Annotated in this window: 14 protein-coding genes, 4 tRNA genes and 1 pseudogene; 18 read left to right on the forward strand and 1 reads right to left on the reverse strand. The window is 42.2% G+C overall.

Annotated features, from left to right (window positions below):
- Positions 1 to 5 precede the first annotated feature (5 nt).
- The 15 genes and pseudogenes from V470_00730 to V470_00800 all read left to right on the forward strand — a co-directional run bounded on the left by V470_00730 (position 6) and on the right by V470_00800 (position 12004).
- A complete protein-coding gene (locus tag V470_00730) occupies positions 6 to 986 on the forward strand; it encodes a PTS sorbitol transporter subunit IIB (protein ID AHZ46981.1) in 981 nt (326 codons plus the stop codon).
- 97 nt (positions 987 to 1083) lie between these two features.
- Complete coding sequence (locus V470_00735) at positions 1084 to 1455, forward strand: PTS sorbitol transporter subunit IIA (protein AHZ46982.1); 372 nt, start codon at positions 1084 to 1086, stop codon at positions 1453 to 1455.
- 196 nt (positions 1456 to 1651) lie between these two features.
- Positions 1652 to 2128, forward strand: a pseudogene (gene pgi / locus V470_10475) (glucose-6-phosphate isomerase).
- A 127-nt stretch (positions 2129 to 2255) separates the two neighbouring features.
- Entirely contained in the window at positions 2256 to 3716 is a 1461-nt protein-coding gene (locus V470_00745; protein ID AHZ46984.1) for a glutamyl-tRNA synthetase, read from the forward strand.
- A 12-nt stretch (positions 3717 to 3728) separates the two neighbouring features.
- Positions 3729 to 4163 carry a cytidine deaminase gene (locus V470_00750; GenBank protein AHZ46985.1) on the forward strand — a complete coding sequence of 145 codons (435 nt, stop codon included), beginning with the start codon at positions 3729 to 3731 and terminating at the stop codon, positions 4161 to 4163.
- 165 nt (positions 4164 to 4328) lie between these two features.
- Positions 4329 to 4399, forward strand: a tRNA-Trp gene (locus V470_00755).
- Between the two features lie 14 nt (positions 4400 to 4413).
- Positions 4414 to 4486: transfer RNA gene (locus V470_00760), tRNA-His, on the forward strand.
- A gap of 13 nt (positions 4487 to 4499) precedes the next feature.
- Positions 4500 to 4577: transfer RNA gene (locus V470_00765), tRNA-Gln, on the forward strand.
- Positions 4578 to 4586: 9 nt separating this feature from the next.
- Positions 4587 to 4670, forward strand: a tRNA-Leu gene (locus V470_00770).
- 183 nt (positions 4671 to 4853) lie between these two features.
- The gene (locus tag V470_00775; GenBank protein AHZ46986.1) at positions 4854 to 6131 is read left to right on the forward strand and encodes a glutamyl-tRNA synthetase; all 1278 of its coding nucleotides are present in this window, start codon (positions 4854 to 4856) and stop codon (positions 6129 to 6131) included.
- Between the two features lie 75 nt (positions 6132 to 6206).
- Positions 6207 to 7691 carry a threonine synthase gene (locus V470_00780; GenBank protein AHZ46987.1) on the forward strand — a complete coding sequence of 495 codons (1485 nt, stop codon included), beginning with the start codon at positions 6207 to 6209 and terminating at the stop codon, positions 7689 to 7691.
- Positions 7692 to 7751: 60 nt separating this feature from the next.
- Positions 7752 to 9032, forward strand: a complete 1281-nt coding sequence (locus V470_00785) for a sodium:solute symporter (GenBank protein ID AHZ46988.1) — start codon at positions 7752 to 7754, stop codon at positions 9030 to 9032.
- Positions 9033 to 9035: 3 nt separating this feature from the next.
- Complete coding sequence (locus tag V470_00790; protein AHZ46989.1) at positions 9036 to 9692, forward strand: HAD family hydrolase; 657 nt, start codon at positions 9036 to 9038, stop codon at positions 9690 to 9692.
- Between the two features lie 129 nt (positions 9693 to 9821).
- Positions 9822 to 10994 carry a peptidoglycan-binding protein LysM gene (locus tag V470_00795; GenBank protein AHZ46990.1) on the forward strand — a complete coding sequence of 391 codons (1173 nt, stop codon included), beginning with the start codon at positions 9822 to 9824 and terminating at the stop codon, positions 10992 to 10994.
- 140 nt (positions 10995 to 11134) lie between these two features.
- Entirely contained in the window at positions 11135 to 12004 is an 870-nt protein-coding gene (locus V470_00800) for a hypothetical protein (GenBank protein ID AHZ46991.1), read from the forward strand.
- A gap of 141 nt (positions 12005 to 12145) precedes the next feature.
- Here the strand turns inward: V470_00800 and V470_00805 are convergent, their stop codons facing one another.
- A complete protein-coding gene (locus V470_00805; protein AHZ46992.1) occupies positions 12146 to 13003 on the reverse strand; it encodes a beta-carotene 15,15'-monooxygenase in 858 nt (285 codons plus the stop codon).
- 116 nt (positions 13004 to 13119) lie between these two features.
- Here V470_00805 and tgt point away from each other — a divergent pair, with 116 nt between their 5' ends.
- From tgt to V470_00820, 3 genes are all read left to right on the forward strand, one after another.
- Positions 13120 to 14262 carry a queuine tRNA-ribosyltransferase gene (tgt, locus tag V470_00810; GenBank protein AHZ46993.1) on the forward strand — a complete coding sequence of 381 codons (1143 nt, stop codon included), beginning with the start codon at positions 13120 to 13122 and terminating at the stop codon, positions 14260 to 14262.
- Positions 14263 to 14395: 133 nt separating this feature from the next.
- A complete protein-coding gene (locus V470_00815; protein ID AHZ46994.1) occupies positions 14396 to 16213 on the forward strand; it encodes an acyltransferase in 1818 nt (605 codons plus the stop codon).
- Between the two features lie 140 nt (positions 16214 to 16353).
- Complete coding sequence (locus tag V470_00820; protein ID AHZ46995.1) at positions 16354 to 17505, forward strand: N-acetylglucosamine-6-phosphate deacetylase; 1152 nt, start codon at positions 16354 to 16356, stop codon at positions 17503 to 17505.
- The last annotated feature ends 117 nt before the right edge of the window (positions 17506 to 17622 follow it).

Genomic DNA, 17622 nt, shown 5'->3' on the forward strand with positions numbered 1-17622 from the left:
AAATTATGTCATATAAGAGTATAAAAGTTGTTAAAGGAAATGGCGGTTTCGGAGGACCTTTGGTCATTACACCTAGTGAAGCTAAGCATAAATTCATCTATATTACTGGTGGCGGAGAAAAGCCAGATATTGTAGATAAAATTGCTGATTTGACCGGTATGGAAGCTGTTAATGGGTTTAAAACTTCTATCCCAGATGAGGAAATTGCTTTAGCAATCGTGGATTGTGGCGGTACTCTTCGCTGTGGTATTTATCCTAAAAAGGGAATCCCTACAATAAATATTGTCGCTACAGGGAAAAGTGGGCCTCTAGCTCAATATATAACCGAGGAAATCTATGTGTCAGCAGTTGGCCTTAATCAAATTTCTGCTGCTAATGAAGACGAAAAAGCGACAACTGTGGTAACTGAAAAGCCAACTTACGATACTAGTAAAAAAATTACAGAGCAAAAAGCTGAAACAAGTATTGTAGCACGAATTGGGATGGGGGCTGGTAAGGTCGTTGCAACTTTCAACCAGGCTGCTCGTGAAGCCATCCAAACAATGCTCAATACAATAATTCCTTTCATGGCCTTTGTTTCCTTGCTGATTGGGGTTATTCAAGGATCTGGTGTTGGAAATTGGCTGGCAAAATTAATGGTTCCCCTAGCGGGGAACATCTGGGGACTCGTTTTAATTGGCTTTATCTGTTCCTTACCATTCCTATCTCCTTTGTTAGGTCCCGGAGCTGTTATTAGTCAGATTATTGGAACTTTAATTGGAGTCGAAATCGGAAAAGGGACTATTCCGCCCCAAATGGCTCTGCCAGCTTTATTTGCTATCAACACTCAAAACGGTTGTGATTTCATTCCTGTAGCACTCGGCCTATCTGAAGCCAAGGCTGAAACAGTTGAGGTTGGTGTCCCTTCGGTACTTTATTCACGCTTTCTCAATGGTGTTCCGCGGGTGCTAGTTGCTTGGATAGCTAGTATTGGTCTTTATCAGTAGACCTTTGATAGATGCCTGAAAACAGAGAACTATTATGTTAAACTTATCTATAAGCCTAAGTTTATGACAAATTAGAGAAAGTATGAATAGAAATCAGATGAAGAAAATTTTTGAAACTAAAGTAATTCAAGTAGGGTCTGAAGCTCAGAATATGATTCAAGATGCCAATATGCTCATTTTATTTGGAGAAGAAGCACCAGAAGATTTATCAGAGTATTGTTTTAAGATTGATAACAAAAATCTGCTAGGTTCAATACTAGAAGGTGGCAAGCTGGTGGTAGATAATCAGGAATATTCGATTAGTTCCGTAGGAAATGTAGTAGAAAAAAATTTAACTGGACTGGGACATATCACGATTTCTTTTGATGGTTCAAAAGAGGGGAGCCTTCCTGGTACACTCCATGTTGTAGCAGATCAAGCGGTAGTAATTGATAAAGATTCTACCATTCAGATTTTTGAAACTGCTTAACCATAATAAAATTTCAAATCAAGCAATTTAGAAAAATAAAAGTCTAAAAAATTGATTCAGAGCCTGGACCAAAAGTCCAGGCTTCTGGGTCTAAATTAGAAAAAATAGATGACGCAGTGGTTGATTGGCAAGTCAATCAAACTAGCCAGTCAGTGCAAGGGAATTTCCAGCAGATGCATCCACAAGGGGTGCCTGAACAGAAGGGAAAGACCAAAAAGGAATCTACCCAACTTCAGCTAATTTCTCAACTGACTTGCACTCATTGGGTCAATTTATCCAAGAAGGAACTCGTATCATGTTTGAAACAGTTGTCCGTGTTGACAAACCACGTAAGAACGTGATTATCCCTACTTTGGAAGAAGACCTTGACGGACTTGGTTACCTTCAAGGAAAAGACGTTGACTTTGTAAACAAAAAAGCGACTGACGGTGTTCTTCTTGCCCACACTGACGGTGATGTGCCAAATATGTACGTAACTCTTCCAGAGCAAGACGCTTTCACTCTTGGTTACACTATCTACTTCTTCGAATTGGCAATTGCCCTTTCAGGTTACTTGAATGCCATTAACCCATTTGACCAACCAGGTGTTGAAGCATACAAACGCAACATGTTTGCCCTTCTTGGAAAACCAGGATTTGAAGAATTGAGCAAAGAGCTTAACGCACGTCTATAATAGAAGAAAAGAGTGGCTTGCCCACTCTTTTTACTCTCTTTATTCCTAGACATTGGACTCAGGCGAGACTTGTGATATAATATAGAAAGCAAAAAGGCAGACGCCTAGAGACTTTATAGGAGAAACTATGTCAAAAGATATCCGCGTACGCTACGCACCAAGTCCAACAGGACTACTACACATCGGAAATGCCCGTACAGCATTGTTTAACTACCTTTACGCACGCCATCATGGTGGAACTTTTATCATTCGTATCGAAGATACTGACCGTAAACGCCATGTTGAGGATGGAGAACGCTCACAGCTTGAAAATCTTCGCTGGTTGGGGATTGACTGGGATGAAAGTCCAGAAACTCATGAAAATTACCGTCAATCAGAGCGTTTGGAACTCTATCAAAAATATATCGACCAATTGCTAGCTGAAGGAAAAGCCTACAAATCATACGTTACAGAAGAAGAGTTGGCGGCTGAGCGCGAACGCCAAGAAGCAGCTGGCGAAACACCACGTTACATCAATGAATACCTTGGTATGAGCGAAGAAGAAAAAGTAGCTTACATCGCAGAACGTGAAGCAGCTGGTATCATCCCAACTGTTCGTTTGGCTGTCAATGAGTCTGGTATCTACAAATGGCATGATATGGTCAAAGGTGATATCGAGTTTGAAGGTGGCAACATCGGTGGCGACTGGGTTATCCAAAAGAAAGATGGTTACCCAACTTACAACTTTGCCGTTGTCATCGATGACCACGACATGCAAATTTCCCATGTTATTCGCGGTGATGACCACATTGCCAACACCCCAAAACAGCTCATGGTCTATGAAGCGCTTGGTTGGGAAGCTCCAGAGTTCGGTCACATGACTTTGATCATCAACTCTGAAACGGGTAAAAAATTGTCTAAACGCGATACCAATACCCTTCAATTTATCGAAGATTACCGTAAGAAAGGCTATCTTCCAGAAGCTGTATTTAACTTTATCGCTCTTCTTGGTTGGAATCCAGGTGGCGAAGATGAAATCTTCTCTCGTGAAGAACTCATTAAACTTTTCGATGAAAACCGCCTCAGCAAGTCTCCAGCAGCCTTCGACCAGAAAAAACTTGACTGGATGAGCAACGACTACATCAAGAGAGCCGATCTAGCTACTATCTTTGAAATGGCTAAACCTTACTTAGAAGAAGCAGGGCGTTTGACTGATAAATCTGAAAAAATGGTAGAACTCTACAAACCACAAATGAAGTCAGTGGATGAAATCGTTCCATTGACAGATCTTTTCTTCTCAGATTTCCCAGAGCTGACAGACGCTGAGCGCGAGGTCATGGCAGGAGAAACCGTTCCGGTTGTTCTGGAAGCCTTCAAAGCGAAACTAGAAGCAATGACAGATGAAGAATTTGTGACAGAAAACATCTTCCCACAAATCAAAGCAGTTCAAAAAGAAACAGGTATCAAAGGGAAAAACCTCTTCATGCCGATTCGTATTGCCGTTTCAGGTGAAATGCATGGACCAGAATTACCAGACACCATTTTCTTACTCGGACGTGAAAAGTCAATCCAGCATATTGAAAACATGCTCAAAGAGATTTCTAAATAAAAAGGACTGCAGATGGATATCTGGGAAAAGATGTATGAAGAAGCGCGAACTTTATACAATCCCCATGAGGTTTCTGACTTTGTTTATGCTAACCATGTTGTTGCCGCGGTAGAAGCAGAAGATGGTCAGATCTTCACAGGATTTTGTATGGAGGGCACTTGTGGCGTTTTTCATCTCTGTGCAGAACGGGCAGCTCTCTTCAATATGTATCAATTTTCAGGACAGACCAAAGTTAAGAAAATCCTCGCCTTTCGAGATAAACCTCCCTACGGAGAAGGATCAGGTATGCCCTGTGGCGCTTGCAGAGAATTTCTCTTAGAATTGAATGCTGAGAATAAAGAAGCAGAGTTCATGATGGACTACGAAACAAGAAAAACAATTAAGGTTGCCGAATTGATCCCTTACTGGTGGGGAGAGGAACGTGCGACTAATTGGCAAGATAAATAGAAGGAGTCAGTTTAACTGGCTCTTTCCCTAATCTTTTCAGAATTTCGGTAAAGAGGAAAAAAAGTTCTTGACAAAGGTAAAAAAGTAGGTATAATAGAAAGAGTTGTGTAAATCCGCTCCTTCGGGTTCGGGGGTTCGAATCCCTCCCCTTCCATTACTTTAGTTACGGGCATAGTTTAAAGGTAGAACTAAGGTCTCCAAAACCTTCAGTGTGGGTTCAATTCCTACTGCCCGTGTTAATATGATTATGGCGGGTGTGGTGAAGTGGTTAACACACCAGATTGTGGCTCTGGCATGCGTGGGTTCGATCCCCATCACTCGCCTATTTTATATTATTGGGGTATAGCCAAGCGGTAAGGCAAGGGACTTTGACTCCGACTCCCTCATGCGTTGGTTCGAATCCAGCTACCCCAGTTACTATTTGCCGGCGTGGCGGAATTGGCAGACGCGCTGGACTCAAAATCCAGTGTCCGCAAGGACGTGCCGGTTCGACCCCGGCCGCCGGTATAGTATTAAAGACAAGGTTTTCGGACCTTGTTTTTTGATTTAGTGAAGATTTTGATATTTTTCTTTAAGTACTGATAACTGATGAATGATCTTTTTCTTCTTATTCTAATCATTTTTAGTGTATTTTTGGTATAATATTACTTATTCACAATTTATTTTGATTATGAAAGAGTTTGGTGGTTAATGTCTCGGTCTGTTGAATTACTAAAGAAACGTTACTTAAAAAATATAAAAGAGAATCCAGATTTATTTATTGGGATTGAGTTAGAATTTCCTATTGTAAATTTAGAGGGTAAAGCTACAGATGGTGAAGTTGTTAAGGATCTCTTTCGGTATTTACCATCAGTACTGGGTTTTACTATCGAAAAAGTGGATGATTTTGGGAATCCAATTCAGTTGCTTGATCCAGTCAGTCAAGATACAATCTTATTCGAGGTTGCTTATACTACAATTGAGTTTGCATTCGGAAAGGCCGAATCTATCCAAGAGGTAGAAGAACGCTTTAACTTCTATATGGCTACGATTCAGAATAAGTTGGGCGAAGCTAATCATGCTATTGTTGGTTGTGGTATTCATCCCAACTGGGATAAAAATGAGAATTGTCCAGTGGCTTATCCCCGCTATCAGATGTTGATGGATTATTTGAATTTGAGTAGCAATGTTACTAAATCAGATTTACATCAATTCCCTGAGTATGGAGCCTTTATCTGTGGGAGTCAGGTTCAACTAGACGTTTCAAGGTCCAACTACCTGCGTGTTATCAATGCTTTTACGCAAATTGAAGCAGCAAAAGCCTATTTGTTTGCAAACTCTGAGTTTTCAGGGGCAGATTGGGATACTAAGATTTCCAGGGATATTTTTTGGGAAGAATCCATGCATGGTATCTATCCAGAGAATGTAGGTGTCAATGCTAGACTCTTTAAAGACGAGGATGATTTTTTTGACTATCTAAATCATTCTGCGATTTTTACTGCGGAGCGTGATGGGCAGACCTATTATTTTTATCCGATTCAGGCTAGAGATTATTTGCCTACACGTGAAATTCAGGCATTTACCCTTAATGGGGATGAGGTGTTAATTCACCCTCAGGAGGAAGATTTCCAAACTCATCGTAGTTACCAGTACCAAGACTTAACGACTCGAGGAACAGTTGAGTTTCGTAGTGTGTGTACTCAGCCGCTTGATAGGACCTTTGCTTCTGCTGCTTTTCACTTGGGCTTGTTGGTTCATTTAGACAAGCTTGAAGCTTACTTGCGAACTGCTCCATTTTTTACCACAGCTGGTCGTGATTATAAGCTTTTAAGACGACAATTTTCTAAAAAACAACTCACAGATGAAGAAGAAGCTGCGGTTCTCGAGTTTTCTGAAGATTTACTCACCCTAGCTGAGGAAGGACTGGAGAAAAGAGATAATCAAGAAATGACCTATTTACAGCCTTTGAAAGAACAATTGGGATTATAATTTCTCTTATAAAGGGAGAATTTTCTGAAAAATCGTGATATAATGGAAGAGACTATAGATAAAGGATAGAGATTCATGACATTAGTTTATCAATCAACGCGTGATGCCAATAATACAGTAACTGCCAGCCAAGCTATTTTGCAAGGATTGGCGACGGATGGTGGTTTGTTTACACCGCTTTCTTATCCAAAGGTTGATTTGGACTTTGACACATTAAAGGATGCTTCTTACCAAGAAGTGGCTAAATTAGTTTTATCAGCATTTTTAGATGACTTTACGGCTGAGGAGTTGGACTACTGTATCAACAATGCCTACGATAGCAAGTTTGATACTCCAGCTATTGCGCCATTGGTGAAACTGGATGGGCAATACAACTTGGAATTGTTCCATGGTTCAACGATTGCCTTTAAAGATATGGCCTTGTCTATCTTGCCGTACTTTATGACGACAGCCGCTAAAAAGCATGGTTTGGAGAACAAGATTGTCATTTTGACAGCGACATCTGGTGATACTGGGAAAGCTGCTATGGCAGGGTTTGCCGATGTGCCTGGAACTGAGATTATCGTCTTTTATCCAAAGGATGGTGTCAGCAAGGTGCAAGAGTTGCAAATGACTACTCAGACTGGCGACAATACTCATGTTATCGCTATTGATGGAAACTTTGATGATGCGCAAACCAACGTCAAACATATGTTTAACGATGTAGCTCTTCGTGAAAAGTTGGCTGCCAATAAACTTCAATTTTCATCAGCTAACTCTATGAATATTGGTCGTTTGGTACCACAGATTGTTTATTATGTCTATGCCTACGCTCAGTTGATTAAGACTGGTGAGATTGTGGCTGGTGAAAAGGTCAATTTTACAGTACCAACAGGAAACTTTGGAAATATCTTGGCTGCCTTTTATGCTAAACAAATCGGTCTGCCAGTTGGCAAATTAATCTGTGCTTCAAATGACAATAATGTTTTAACTGACTTCTTTAAAACACGTGTTTACGACAAGAAACGTGAGTTCAAGGTAACGACTAGTCCATCTATGGATATCTTGGTATCTTCAAACTTGGAGCGTTTGATTTTCCATCTTTTGGGGAATGATGCGGTTAAGACAGCTGAACTCATGAATGCCTTGAGTACACAAGGACAATATGAATTGACAGACTTTGATGCAGCGATTCTGGAACTCTTTGCAGCTGAATATGCGACTGAGGAAGAAACTGCGGCAGAAATTAAACGTGTTTATGATACAGATGCCTATATCGAGGATCCACATACGGCGGTTGCCTCAGCTGTTTATAGAAAATACCAAGTGGCTACTGGCGATGCGACTAAGACAGTGATTGCTTCAACAGCTAGTCCTTACAAGTTCCCAGTGGTTGCCGTAGAAGCGGTAACAGGAAAAGCAGGCTTGACTGACTTTGAAGCCTTGGCTCAATTACATGACATTTCAGGAGTGGCAGTGCCACCAGCGGTTGATGGCCTTGAAACAGCTCCAGTTCGTCATAAAACAACAGTGGCAGCTGCTGACATGCAAGCAGCGGTTGAGGCTTATCTAGGACTTTAAGACAGAGGGAGTAAACTCGGTTGGGAAACCAACTGAGTTTCTTTTCATCAGGAGGAGAGATTGTTTAAGAAAAATAAAGACATTCTTAATATTGCATTGCCAGCTATGGGTGAAAACTTTTTGCAGATGCTCATGGGAATGGTGGACAGTTACTTGGTCGCTCACTTGGGCTTAATCGCCATTTCAGGTGTTTCAGTGGCTGGCAATATTATCACGATTTACCAGGCGATTTTTATCGCTCTGGGAGCTGCTATCTCCAGTGTTATTTCAAAAAGTTTGGGGCAGAAAGATCAGTCCAAGTTGGCTTATCACGTGACAGAGGCTCTCAAGATAACCCTATTGCTGAGTGCACTTTTAGGCGCTTTATCCATCTTTGCTGGGCAAGAGATGATAGGACTTTTGGGAACTGAGCAGGAGGTGGCTGAGAGTGGTGGACTTTACCTATCTTTGGTGGGTGGATCGATTGTTCTCTTGGGCTTGATGACGAGTCTAGGTGCCTTAATTCGTGCAACGCATAATCCACGTCTGCCTCTCTATGTTAGTCTTTTATCCAATGCCTTGAATATTCTTTTTTCAAGTCTAGCTATTTTTGTCCTTGATATGGGCATAGCGGGTGTTGCTTGGGGGACTATCTTGTCTCGCTTAGTCGGTCTTGTGATTTTGTGGTCGCAATTAAAGCTGCCTTTTGAGAAACCGACTTTTGGACTCGATAAAGACTTACTGACCTTGGCATTGCCAGCAGCAGGAGAACGTCTCATGATGCGGGCTGGAGATGTAGTGATTATTGCCTTGGTTGTTTCTTTTGGGACGGAGGCAGTAGCGGGGAATGCAGTTGGAGAAGTCTTGACCCAGTTTAACTACATGCCTGTCTTTGGTGTCGCTACGGCAACGGTCATGCAGGTGGCTCGAGCAGTTGGAGAGGATAACTGGGAAAGAGTAGACGAGGTAAGCAAGCAAACCTTTTGGCTTTCTCTGCTTCTCATGTTGCCCTTAACTCTCAGTATCTATGCCTTGGGGACACCATTGACTCATCTCTATACGACGGACCCTATAGCAGTTGAAGCGAGCGTTTTGGTGGCACTGTTCTCTCTACTAGGAACTCCCATGGCGACAGGGACAGTTATATATACGGCAGTGTGGCAGGGATTGGGAAATGCTCGCCTCCCCTTTTATGCGACAAGTATTGGGATGTGGTGTATCCGTATAGGGACAGCCTATCTTATGGGTATTGTTCTTGGTTGGGGCTTGCCTGGTATTTGGGCAGGGACTCTCTTGGATAATGGTTTCCGTTGGTTATTTCTACGTTACCGTTACCAGCGTTATATGAGCTTGAAAGGATAGGAGATGCAAAAAATAGCCTTTATTTGGGATTTAGACGGGACTTTATTGGACTCTTACGAAGCGATTTTGTCAGGGATTGAGGAGACCTTTGCTCAATTTTCTATTCCTTATGATAAGGAAAAAGTGAGAGAGTTTATCCTCAGGTACTCTGTGCAGGATTTGCTGGAGCAGGTAGCAGAAGAGAGAAATCTGGATGCGGAAGTACTCAATCAGGTGCGTGCCCAGAGTCTGGCTGAGAAGAATACTCAGGTAGTTTTGATGCCAGGTGTGCGTGAAGTGCTAGCTTGGGCAGACCAAGCAGGGATTCAGCAGTTTGTCTATACTCATAAGGGGGACAATGCTTTTGCCATTCTTAGAGACTTGGGGTTGGAATCCTATTTCAAAGAGATTTTAACCAGTCAGAGTGGCTTTGCGCGCAAGCCCAGTCCAGAAGCGGCGACCTATCTGCTAGACAAGTATGAGTTGGATTCTGAGAACACCTACTATATAGGAGACCGAACTTTGGATGTGGAATTTGCCCAGAATAGTGGCCTTCAAAGCATCAACTTTTTAGAGTCTTCTTATGAAGGGAATCAGAGGATTCAAGCACTGGCAGATGTTCCTCATATTTTTGAGGATTGGGGACGAGAAGATTGTGTCAGTTTTATGACAGAAGGCTAACAAACTATTTCAACTGATCTAGTTTGTTACAAGGAATAGACAGTTCTGTTAAATAGGCCCGAGAGGGCTTTTTTTCTGTTTTTTTTGTGTTATGATAGACAGGTACTCATTTGAAAGGAATATGAACGAATGAAGAAAAGAATTATTTTAGCCTCAACAGTAGCCCTGTCTCTTGCTCCCGCATTAGGAGCTAAAGCTCAAGAAATCTCTTGGACAGCACGTAGCGTTGAGCAAATCCAAAATGATGTGACGAAAAACGAGAACAAAAACAGCTATACAGTTCAGTATGGTGATACCCTGAGCACGATTGCAGAAGCTTTGGGAGTAGATGTAACCGTTCTTGCTAATTTGAACAAAATCACTAATATGGACTTGATTTTCCCAGATACTGTCCTCACTACAACTGTCAATGAGGAAGAAGAGGTGACGGAAGTTGAAATCCAAACTCCTCAAGCGGATTCTAGTGAAGAAGTGACGACTGCGACAGCTGATTTGACGACGAATCAAGTGACAGTTGATGAACAAACAGTTCAAGTAGAAGATCTTTCTCAACCAATTGAGGATGCTCCAACTGTAACAGAGACTGAAAAACCAACAGAAGTAGCGCCAAATTCAGAAGTTTCTGAGACAGCGACAGTTGCTGAAGAGACACCATCTACAGAAACACCTGTAGCAGCAGAAACAACTAGTCCAGTTGAAGAAGAAGCTCCTCAAGCAGCGACTCCAGCTACTGAAGAAACGGCAGCAACAACTCCAGCAGAAGCACCAGTAGCAGCTGCTCCAGCAACTGAAACACCTGCTGATACAACAGGAACAAGTGCAACAGAAGAAGCAGCATCAACAGCAACTTCTGACACTGCAACTTCGACTTATCAAGCAGAGCAAAGCCAAACTCCGTCAAGAACTTATTCAGCTCCAGCGGCTCCTGACTATGCAGGACTTGCTGTAGCTAAGTCTGAGAATGCTGGTCTTCAACCACAAACGGCGGCCTTTAAAGAAGAAGTAGCCAACTTGTTTGGAATTACATCTTTTAGTGGCTACCGTCCTGGTGACAGTGGGGACCATGGTAAAGGTTTGGCCATCGACTTTATGGTTCCAGTGAGTTCAGCACTCGGAGATCAAATTGCAGAATATGCAGTCAAAAATATGGCTAGCCGTGGTATCAACTATATCATTTGGAAACAACGTTTCTACGCTCCATACGATAGTAAATATGGACCAGCCTATACGTGGAATCCAATGCCAGACCGTGGTAGCGTAACCGAAAATCACTATGACCACGTTCACGTTTCAATGAACTAATAGAAAAAGAAGCTGAAAACTCATAAGGTTGAGGCTTCTTTTTGTTGTTCTAAGTCAAAATGTTTTCAAAGTTATGCTATAATCAAACTGAAGTTGACTGAAAATCAAGTATTTTTATTTTAGTAGAAGGTGAGAACACTATGATGAATAGTTTGAAAAAAACATTTGAGAAAACCATTGATGACTTTGAAAAAGAATTTTGTGGTGAAGTCGTTGAACTCTTGATTATCACTTTACAAAATGTGGGAGGTGCGACTGTTTTAAAGAATGGATGGAAGTTGCCTTCGGTTCATTTTGTAGCAAGTGTGAATGTGGGGACAAAGGAGTTCTCGGAAATAGAGGGACGTTTGGAGTGGTTGGTGAGTCCAGAGGAATATGAAGAAAAGGGCTTGCTCTATAGCTATAGTTTCGAGCCCTATCAGATTCATCACATCAAATGTCAGAAAAGACCACAAAGGCAATTAGAACCTTATATGGCAGCAGTAGCGAATAACTGTTATCGTCTGCTGGAATACATTGAAGATGGGCAGTCGGATAGTAGATTAGAAGCTCTGATTGCAGAATATGTTAAACCAGTCGTCATCAAAGATTCTATAGGCGAATTCACTTTAAATAGAGCTTATTCATGGTTTGAGGGAAGTATGGATCTTGCGGGAAGCAGGGTTAGCGTGATGTTGGATGCAAATGAAGATGCCAGCTTACCACCAAAATCATTTGGCTACTTGAAAACATTTGTCAGGGATATTGACCGAAGAGACTCTGAAATCCGAGACGTTATAGTAAAAGAGATGTGGGAAACAGCAGAGGACTGGCTAGCTTCAGACGGAGATGCCGAAGTATTAACAGAGGACTATTTTTATAATTCCTTGTATCTGGGGGAACTGTCTATCAGCGAAGCGGGGGATTTGACTCTTTATTATGGAGATAAAGAGGATATTTTTGCTGGGCATGCGGTAGAAGTCAGGGCAGATATTGAAGGAAATATAGAAAATGTGACCTTGGTAGGGTAAATGGACAGCATGTGATTATTTCTTTATTGTGAATAAGCAACTTAGTCCTGTTACAGGAGTTTCTTCATTATATTTTAAAAATAACTGAAATCAGCACCTTCTTTAGAAAGTGCTGATTTTTTTGAGATAATAGTAGAAAGTTTATACTTTTCGGCGTTTGAGAGCGAGCAAAGTTCGATAGAAAATGATTTGGCTGCTCTGGATATAGGGAAGGATTGAAAAACTAGCAATTCCAAAAGTGAGCCAGTTGAGGAAGTACCAAGGGAGTAGTTGTAGGTCGAGGACAAAGCGCTGGAATTTGTAACCTTTCATCAAGAAACGGCTGGTTTTAAGTATTTGCATTGGTTTAGCCTGTCCTAAATCCAGAGTGTCGCAGAGGAGGAATTCTACTTGCGAGTAGGCATAATGTTGCGGAACGTAGAGGATGTTCCCTACAATCATCAAGATGAGGCTCGCGAAAAAGTAGAGCCCAAAGGTCATAAGGAATTGCTCTGTTTCAAGGGATGAGAGGTCTAATTTTGGAAATTCAGGATGTAGGGCGACAAATCTCCGAGCTAAGAGATTGCTATAAAAGAGAAAATAAACGCCTACTAAGTTTGGAATGCTCCATAAAAAGAGGTAGAAACGTTTGAGGAGCAGAGTTAGGAAGGTTTGCGAGAAGCGCTCTGCAGCAAAGAGGGCTAGACTTGATTTTACTGAGAGTTCTGTATCAGGATCCTTGAGGAGTCGGAGTGTCGCAAAGGCAGCACCTGCTAGAAAAATCGTGCTCACAAAAGAAACCACTAGCGGGAAGAGATAGGCTTGGAGCACTTGTGCCAGCATGCTGAAAAAGGATTGCTCTAAAACATTTTCTTGGAGACGAGCCAAGGGGTTGAGAAAGCCTGATAAGATGACCAGTATGCTAGGTAAGAGATAGACGAGAAAGAGGCGGGGATTTTCAGCCTGAAACTGCCTCGTCTGCAGACGAATGGTTTTTAAATCAATTTTTGGGTATTTCATTCTCTCATTATACCATAGTTCGTGACAGTTCCTGGTTTTTTTGATAAAATCATACAGTATGCCTTTGGGCACAAAGTATGAACTGGGACTGTCTTTCCCAGCTTCGGAGGTAGAAAATGTCAGATTCACCAATCAAATACCGTTTGATTAAGAAAGAAAAACATACAGGAGCTCGTCTGGGAGAAATCATCACCCCGCACGGTACCTTTCCAACGCCTATGTTTATGCCAGTTGGGACCCAAGCTACTGTAAAAACCCAGTCACCAGAGGAGTTGAAGGAGATGGGATCAGGGATTATCCTCTCTAATACCTATCATCTCTGGCTTCGCCCTGGAGATGAACTCATCGCACGCGCAGGTGGTCTCCACAAGTTCATGAATTGGGACCAACCAATCTTGACGGATAGTGGTGGTTTCCAGGTTTATTCCCTAGCTGATAGCCGAAATATCACCGAAGAAGGAGTAACCTTTAAAAACCATCTCAATGGTTCCAAGATGTTCCTATCGCCAGAGAAAGCCATCTCTATTCAGAATAATCTAGGCTCCGACATCATGATGTCCTTTGACGAATGTCCTCAGTTTTACCAACCCTATGATTACGTTAAGAAATCAATCGAACGTACTAGTCGTTGGGCTGAGCGTGGTTTGAAGGCTCATCGTCGTCCGCATGACCAAGGTTTGTTTGGAATTGTACAGGGAGCAGGCTTTGAAGATCTTCGCCGTCAGTCAGCTCATGACCTTGTCAGCATGGATTTCCCAGGCTACTCTATCGGTGGTTTGGCAGTGGGAGAAACGCACGAAGAAATGAATGCAGTCTTGGACTTCACAACTCAACTGCTACCTGAAAACAAACCTCGCTATTTGATGGGTGTTGGAGCGCCAGATAGCTTGATTGATGGGGTTATTCGTGGTGTGGATATGTTTGACTGTGTCTTACCGACTCGTATCGCTCGTAACGGAACTTGTATGACCAGTCAAGGTCGTTTGGTTGTCAAAAATGCCCAATTCGCTGAGGACTTTACGCCACTGGATCCTGAGTGTGATTGCTATACATGTAAAAACTACACACGCGCTTATCTTCGTCACCTGCTCAAGGCTGATGAAACCTTTGGTATCCGCTTGACTAGTTACCACAATCTCTACTTCTTACTCAACCTGATGAAGCAGGTCCGCCAAGCCATCATGGATGACAATCTCTTGGAATTCCGTGAGTATTTTGTAGAAAAATATGGCTACAACAAGTCAGGGCGCAATTTCTAAAGTGTAAAATTAGAATGCCAAAATCCTAAGTTTTCTCTTAGGATTTTTCCTATTTTTTTGATAGAATAGGGAGTATAATGGAATGGAAATTAGGCGGTGTTTTGCTTCCTAATTTAATGGAGAATAGACTCGTATGCGTATTAAATGGTTTTCCTTGATTAGGATTACAGGTTTACTTTTGGTGCTTTTGTACCACTTCTTTCAAACGATCTTTCCTGGAGGCTTCTTTGGGGTAGATGTCTTTTTCACTTTTTCAGGATTTTTGATCACCTCCCTCCTTTTAGAAGAATTTGGGAAGGCACGCCAGATTGACTTACTGGGCTTTTTTAAGAGACGGTTTTACCGCATCGTGCCACCTGTGGTGCTGATGGTTTTGGTGACCATGCCTTTTACTTTCTTGGTTCGTCAAGACTATGTTGCTGGAATTGGTGGCCAGATAGCTGGAGTTCTCGGTTTTATGACCAACTTCTACGAAATGTTAACAGGGGGTAGTTATGAATCCCAGTTCATTCCGCATCTCTTTGTTCACAACTGGAGCCTAGCTGTTGAGGTTCACTACTATATCCTTTGGGGCTTAGCGGTTTGGTTCTTATCGAAACGTTCAAAATCTAGTAGTCAATTGAGAGGGATAGTCTTTCTCCTTTCTGCAGGAGCTTTTATCATTAGCTTTTTCTCCATGTTTATTGGTAGTCTAATGGCTAGTTCCTATTCATCTGTCTACTTTTCAAGTTTAACCCATGTCTATCCCTTCTTTTTAGGAAGCATTTTGGCGACAGTTGTGGGGGTTCGTCAGACGAGCGATTTAGTCAAGCAGTTTGACCGGATGTGGGACCTTCGTCAAAATCTACTGGTATTTGCTGCGGGGCTTTTGGTATTGTTGCTTCTGACTTTCTTTGTCAAATTTACCTACCTGTTTGCGTACTTATTTGGCTTCTTGCTAGCAAGTTTAGCGGCAGTGACCATGATTTTTGCTGCGCGTGTCTTGCATGAGAAAACGCCTGAGATACAAGAACCTCGGATCATTACATTTTTAGCGGATACCAGCTACGCGGTTTATCTCTTCCACTGGCCTTTTTATATTATCTTTTCTCAGTTGATGAGTAATTTGCCTGCTGTTATTCTGACAATCATCTTTTCTTATTTCTTTGCTATCCTATCCTTCTATATCATTGAGCCGTTGATTGCTGGTAAATCCAATCCTTTAATACGGAAGATTAGTCGATTGCCTCATATTAAACCAATTAGTGGTGCTGGTGCTGGCATTCTTACCCTGATTGCCTTGATTATCATAGCTGTGGCTCCTCAAGTTGGAGCTTTTGAGACAGACTTGATGGTCAATGGTTTCAAACAAGCCCAGACTAATATAGGACAAACAAAGACTCTTGCTGAACAAGCTGAACTGAGTCGTCTAGGAATTTCTGAGGGAACAAGCCTAATAGGAGATTCGGTAGCCTTGCGTGCCAATACAGCCTTACAAGAGGCACTTCCTGAAGCAAATATCAATGCCCAGGTTAGTCGAACGACCAAGCAAGCCAACGATATTATGCTCAATAACAGTCAGAACAAGGCGCTGCTAAAAACAGTTGTTATTGCAACGGGAGTCAACAATCCTGAAGGCTATAAGAATGACTTGGACAGCATCGTGAACAATCTACCGAAAGGACACCATCTGATACTGGTGACACCTTATGAGGGAGATAAGAGTAAGGACACTTACACATCAGTGGAGCAGTATGCGACTTATGCGCGGGAATTAGCTGAAAAGAATCCTTACGTGAGCATCGCTGACTGGAATAAGGTTGCTAAGGAACACCCTGAAATCTGGGCTGGAACCGACCAAGTTCACTTTGGGAATGATAGCAACATGATTGAAGAAGGTGCTAAACTTTACGCAGAAACGATTGCAGCTGCTGTTAAGGCTGCTCAAGAACTGCCTGTGAAATCAAAATAAAATCAAAGAGTTGGAGAAATCCAGCTCTTTTAAAATATCTCTAGAAAATAGGTCTATACCATTTACAAATGAAAAAGAAAGGTTTATAATGTAATTGACATAATAAATTCTAGAAACAATCTATCAAGGAGGTTATCATTATGCCTAATTATATTAAAGCGGATCAGTTTTTCTACCCACACGGAGTTCGTCGTGGCGGTTACTTGGAACTTGTGGATGGCAAGTTTGGAAAGCATGTAGAAGAGATTCCTGAAGGCTCTGACGTCATTGACTATACAGGCTACAGCATTGCACCAGGACTTGTGGATACCCACATTCATGGATTTGGTGGTGTGGATGTTATGGATAATAACATCGAAGGAACCCTTCATACCATGAGTGAAGGCTTGCTTAGCACGGGCGTTACCAGCTTCTTGCCAACGACGTTGACTTCCTCTTACGAGCAGTTGCTTGCGGTAACAGAAAATATCGGTGCTCGTTACCAGGAAGCAAGTGGAGCCAAGATTCGTGGGATCTATTTTGAAGGGCCTTATTTCACAGAGAAATACAAAGGAGCCCAAAACCCTGCCTATATGAAAGACCCTCGTATGGATGAGTTTCGTGCTTGGCAAAAAGCAGCCAATGGCCTGCTCAATAAAATCGCCCTTGCGCCAGAACGCGAAGGTGTAGAAGACTTTGTTCGTACGATTACGGGTGAAGGAGTGACCGTTGCTCTTGGACACTCAAATGCGACTTTTGATGAAGCTAAAAAAGCAGTCGATGCTGGAGCGAGTGTTTGGGTACATGCCTACAACGGAATGCGAGGGTTGACTCACCGTGAGCTCGGTATGGTGGGAGCCATGTATGAGTTGCCACATACTTACGCAGAATTGATTTGTGACGGTCACCACGTAGATCCAAAGGCCTGTGACATTTTGCTCAAGCAAAAAGGAACTGAAAATATCGCCCTTATCACAGACTGTATGACAGCTGGTGGCTTGGAAGATGGAGACTACATGTTGGGAGAATTCCCAGTAGTAGTTGCTAATGGAACTGCTCGCCTCAAATCTACAGGTAATTTGGCAGGTTCTATCCTCAAACTCAAAGATGGTTTGAAGAATGTGGTCGAATGGGGCATTGCGAATCCGCATGAAGCAGTCATGATGGCCAGCCTCAACCCAGCAAAATCTGTTCACATCGATGATGTCTGTGGTCAAATCCGTGAAGGTTATGACGCTGACTTTATCGTACTAGATAAAGATTTGGAATTGGTAGCAACCTACCTAGATGGTGTGAAACGTTATCAAGCCTAAGAAGATAAAAAATAGGGGTCAATAAAGGACTCCTATTTTTATGATAGGCTGAAAAGCTATTTAAAGAAGTCTTCCTAAAGGGAAAGGCAAGCAAAATCCTTTTCTTGTAATAAAAAA

Origin of the sequence: Streptococcus sp. VT 162 (assembly GCA_000688775.2) — a bacterium.
In the GTDB taxonomy this organism is placed as follows: Bacteria; Bacillota; Bacilli; order Lactobacillales; family Streptococcaceae; genus Streptococcus.

Excerpts from the sequence above, each read along its gene's own strand:
- V470_00735 (AHZ46982.1), top strand. The coding sequence starts at position 1,084 with ATGAAGAAAATTTTTGAAACTAAAGTAATTCAAGTAGGGTCTGAAGCT.
- V470_00815 (AHZ46994.1), top strand. The coding sequence starts at position 14,396 with ATGCGTATTAAATGGTTTTCCTTGATTAGGATTACAGGTTTACTTTTG.
- V470_00780 (AHZ46987.1), top strand. The coding sequence starts at position 6,207 with ATGACATTAGTTTATCAATCAACGCGTGATGCCAATAATACAGTAACT.
- V470_00750 (AHZ46985.1), top strand. The coding sequence starts at position 3,729 with ATGGATATCTGGGAAAAGATGTATGAAGAAGCGCGAACTTTATACAAT.
- V470_00795 (AHZ46990.1), top strand. The coding sequence starts at position 9,822 with ATGAAGAAAAGAATTATTTTAGCCTCAACAGTAGCCCTGTCTCTTGCT.
- tgt (AHZ46993.1), top strand. The coding sequence starts at position 13,120 with ATGTCAGATTCACCAATCAAATACCGTTTGATTAAGAAAGAAAAACAT.
- V470_00790 (AHZ46989.1), top strand. The coding sequence starts at position 9,036 with ATGCAAAAAATAGCCTTTATTTGGGATTTAGACGGGACTTTATTGGAC.
- V470_00730 (AHZ46981.1), top strand. The coding sequence starts at position 6 with ATGTCATATAAGAGTATAAAAGTTGTTAAAGGAAATGGCGGTTTCGGA.
- V470_00805 (AHZ46992.1), bottom strand. The coding sequence starts at position 13,003 with ATGAAATACCCAAAAATTGATTTAAAAACCATTCGTCTGCAGACGAGG.
- V470_00745 (AHZ46984.1), top strand. The coding sequence starts at position 2,256 with ATGTCAAAAGATATCCGCGTACGCTACGCACCAAGTCCAACAGGACTA.
- V470_00775 (AHZ46986.1), top strand. The coding sequence starts at position 4,854 with ATGTCTCGGTCTGTTGAATTACTAAAGAAACGTTACTTAAAAAATATA.
- V470_00820 (AHZ46995.1), top strand. The coding sequence starts at position 16,354 with ATGCCTAATTATATTAAAGCGGATCAGTTTTTCTACCCACACGGAGTT.
- V470_00800 (AHZ46991.1), top strand. The coding sequence starts at position 11,135 with ATGATGAATAGTTTGAAAAAAACATTTGAGAAAACCATTGATGACTTT.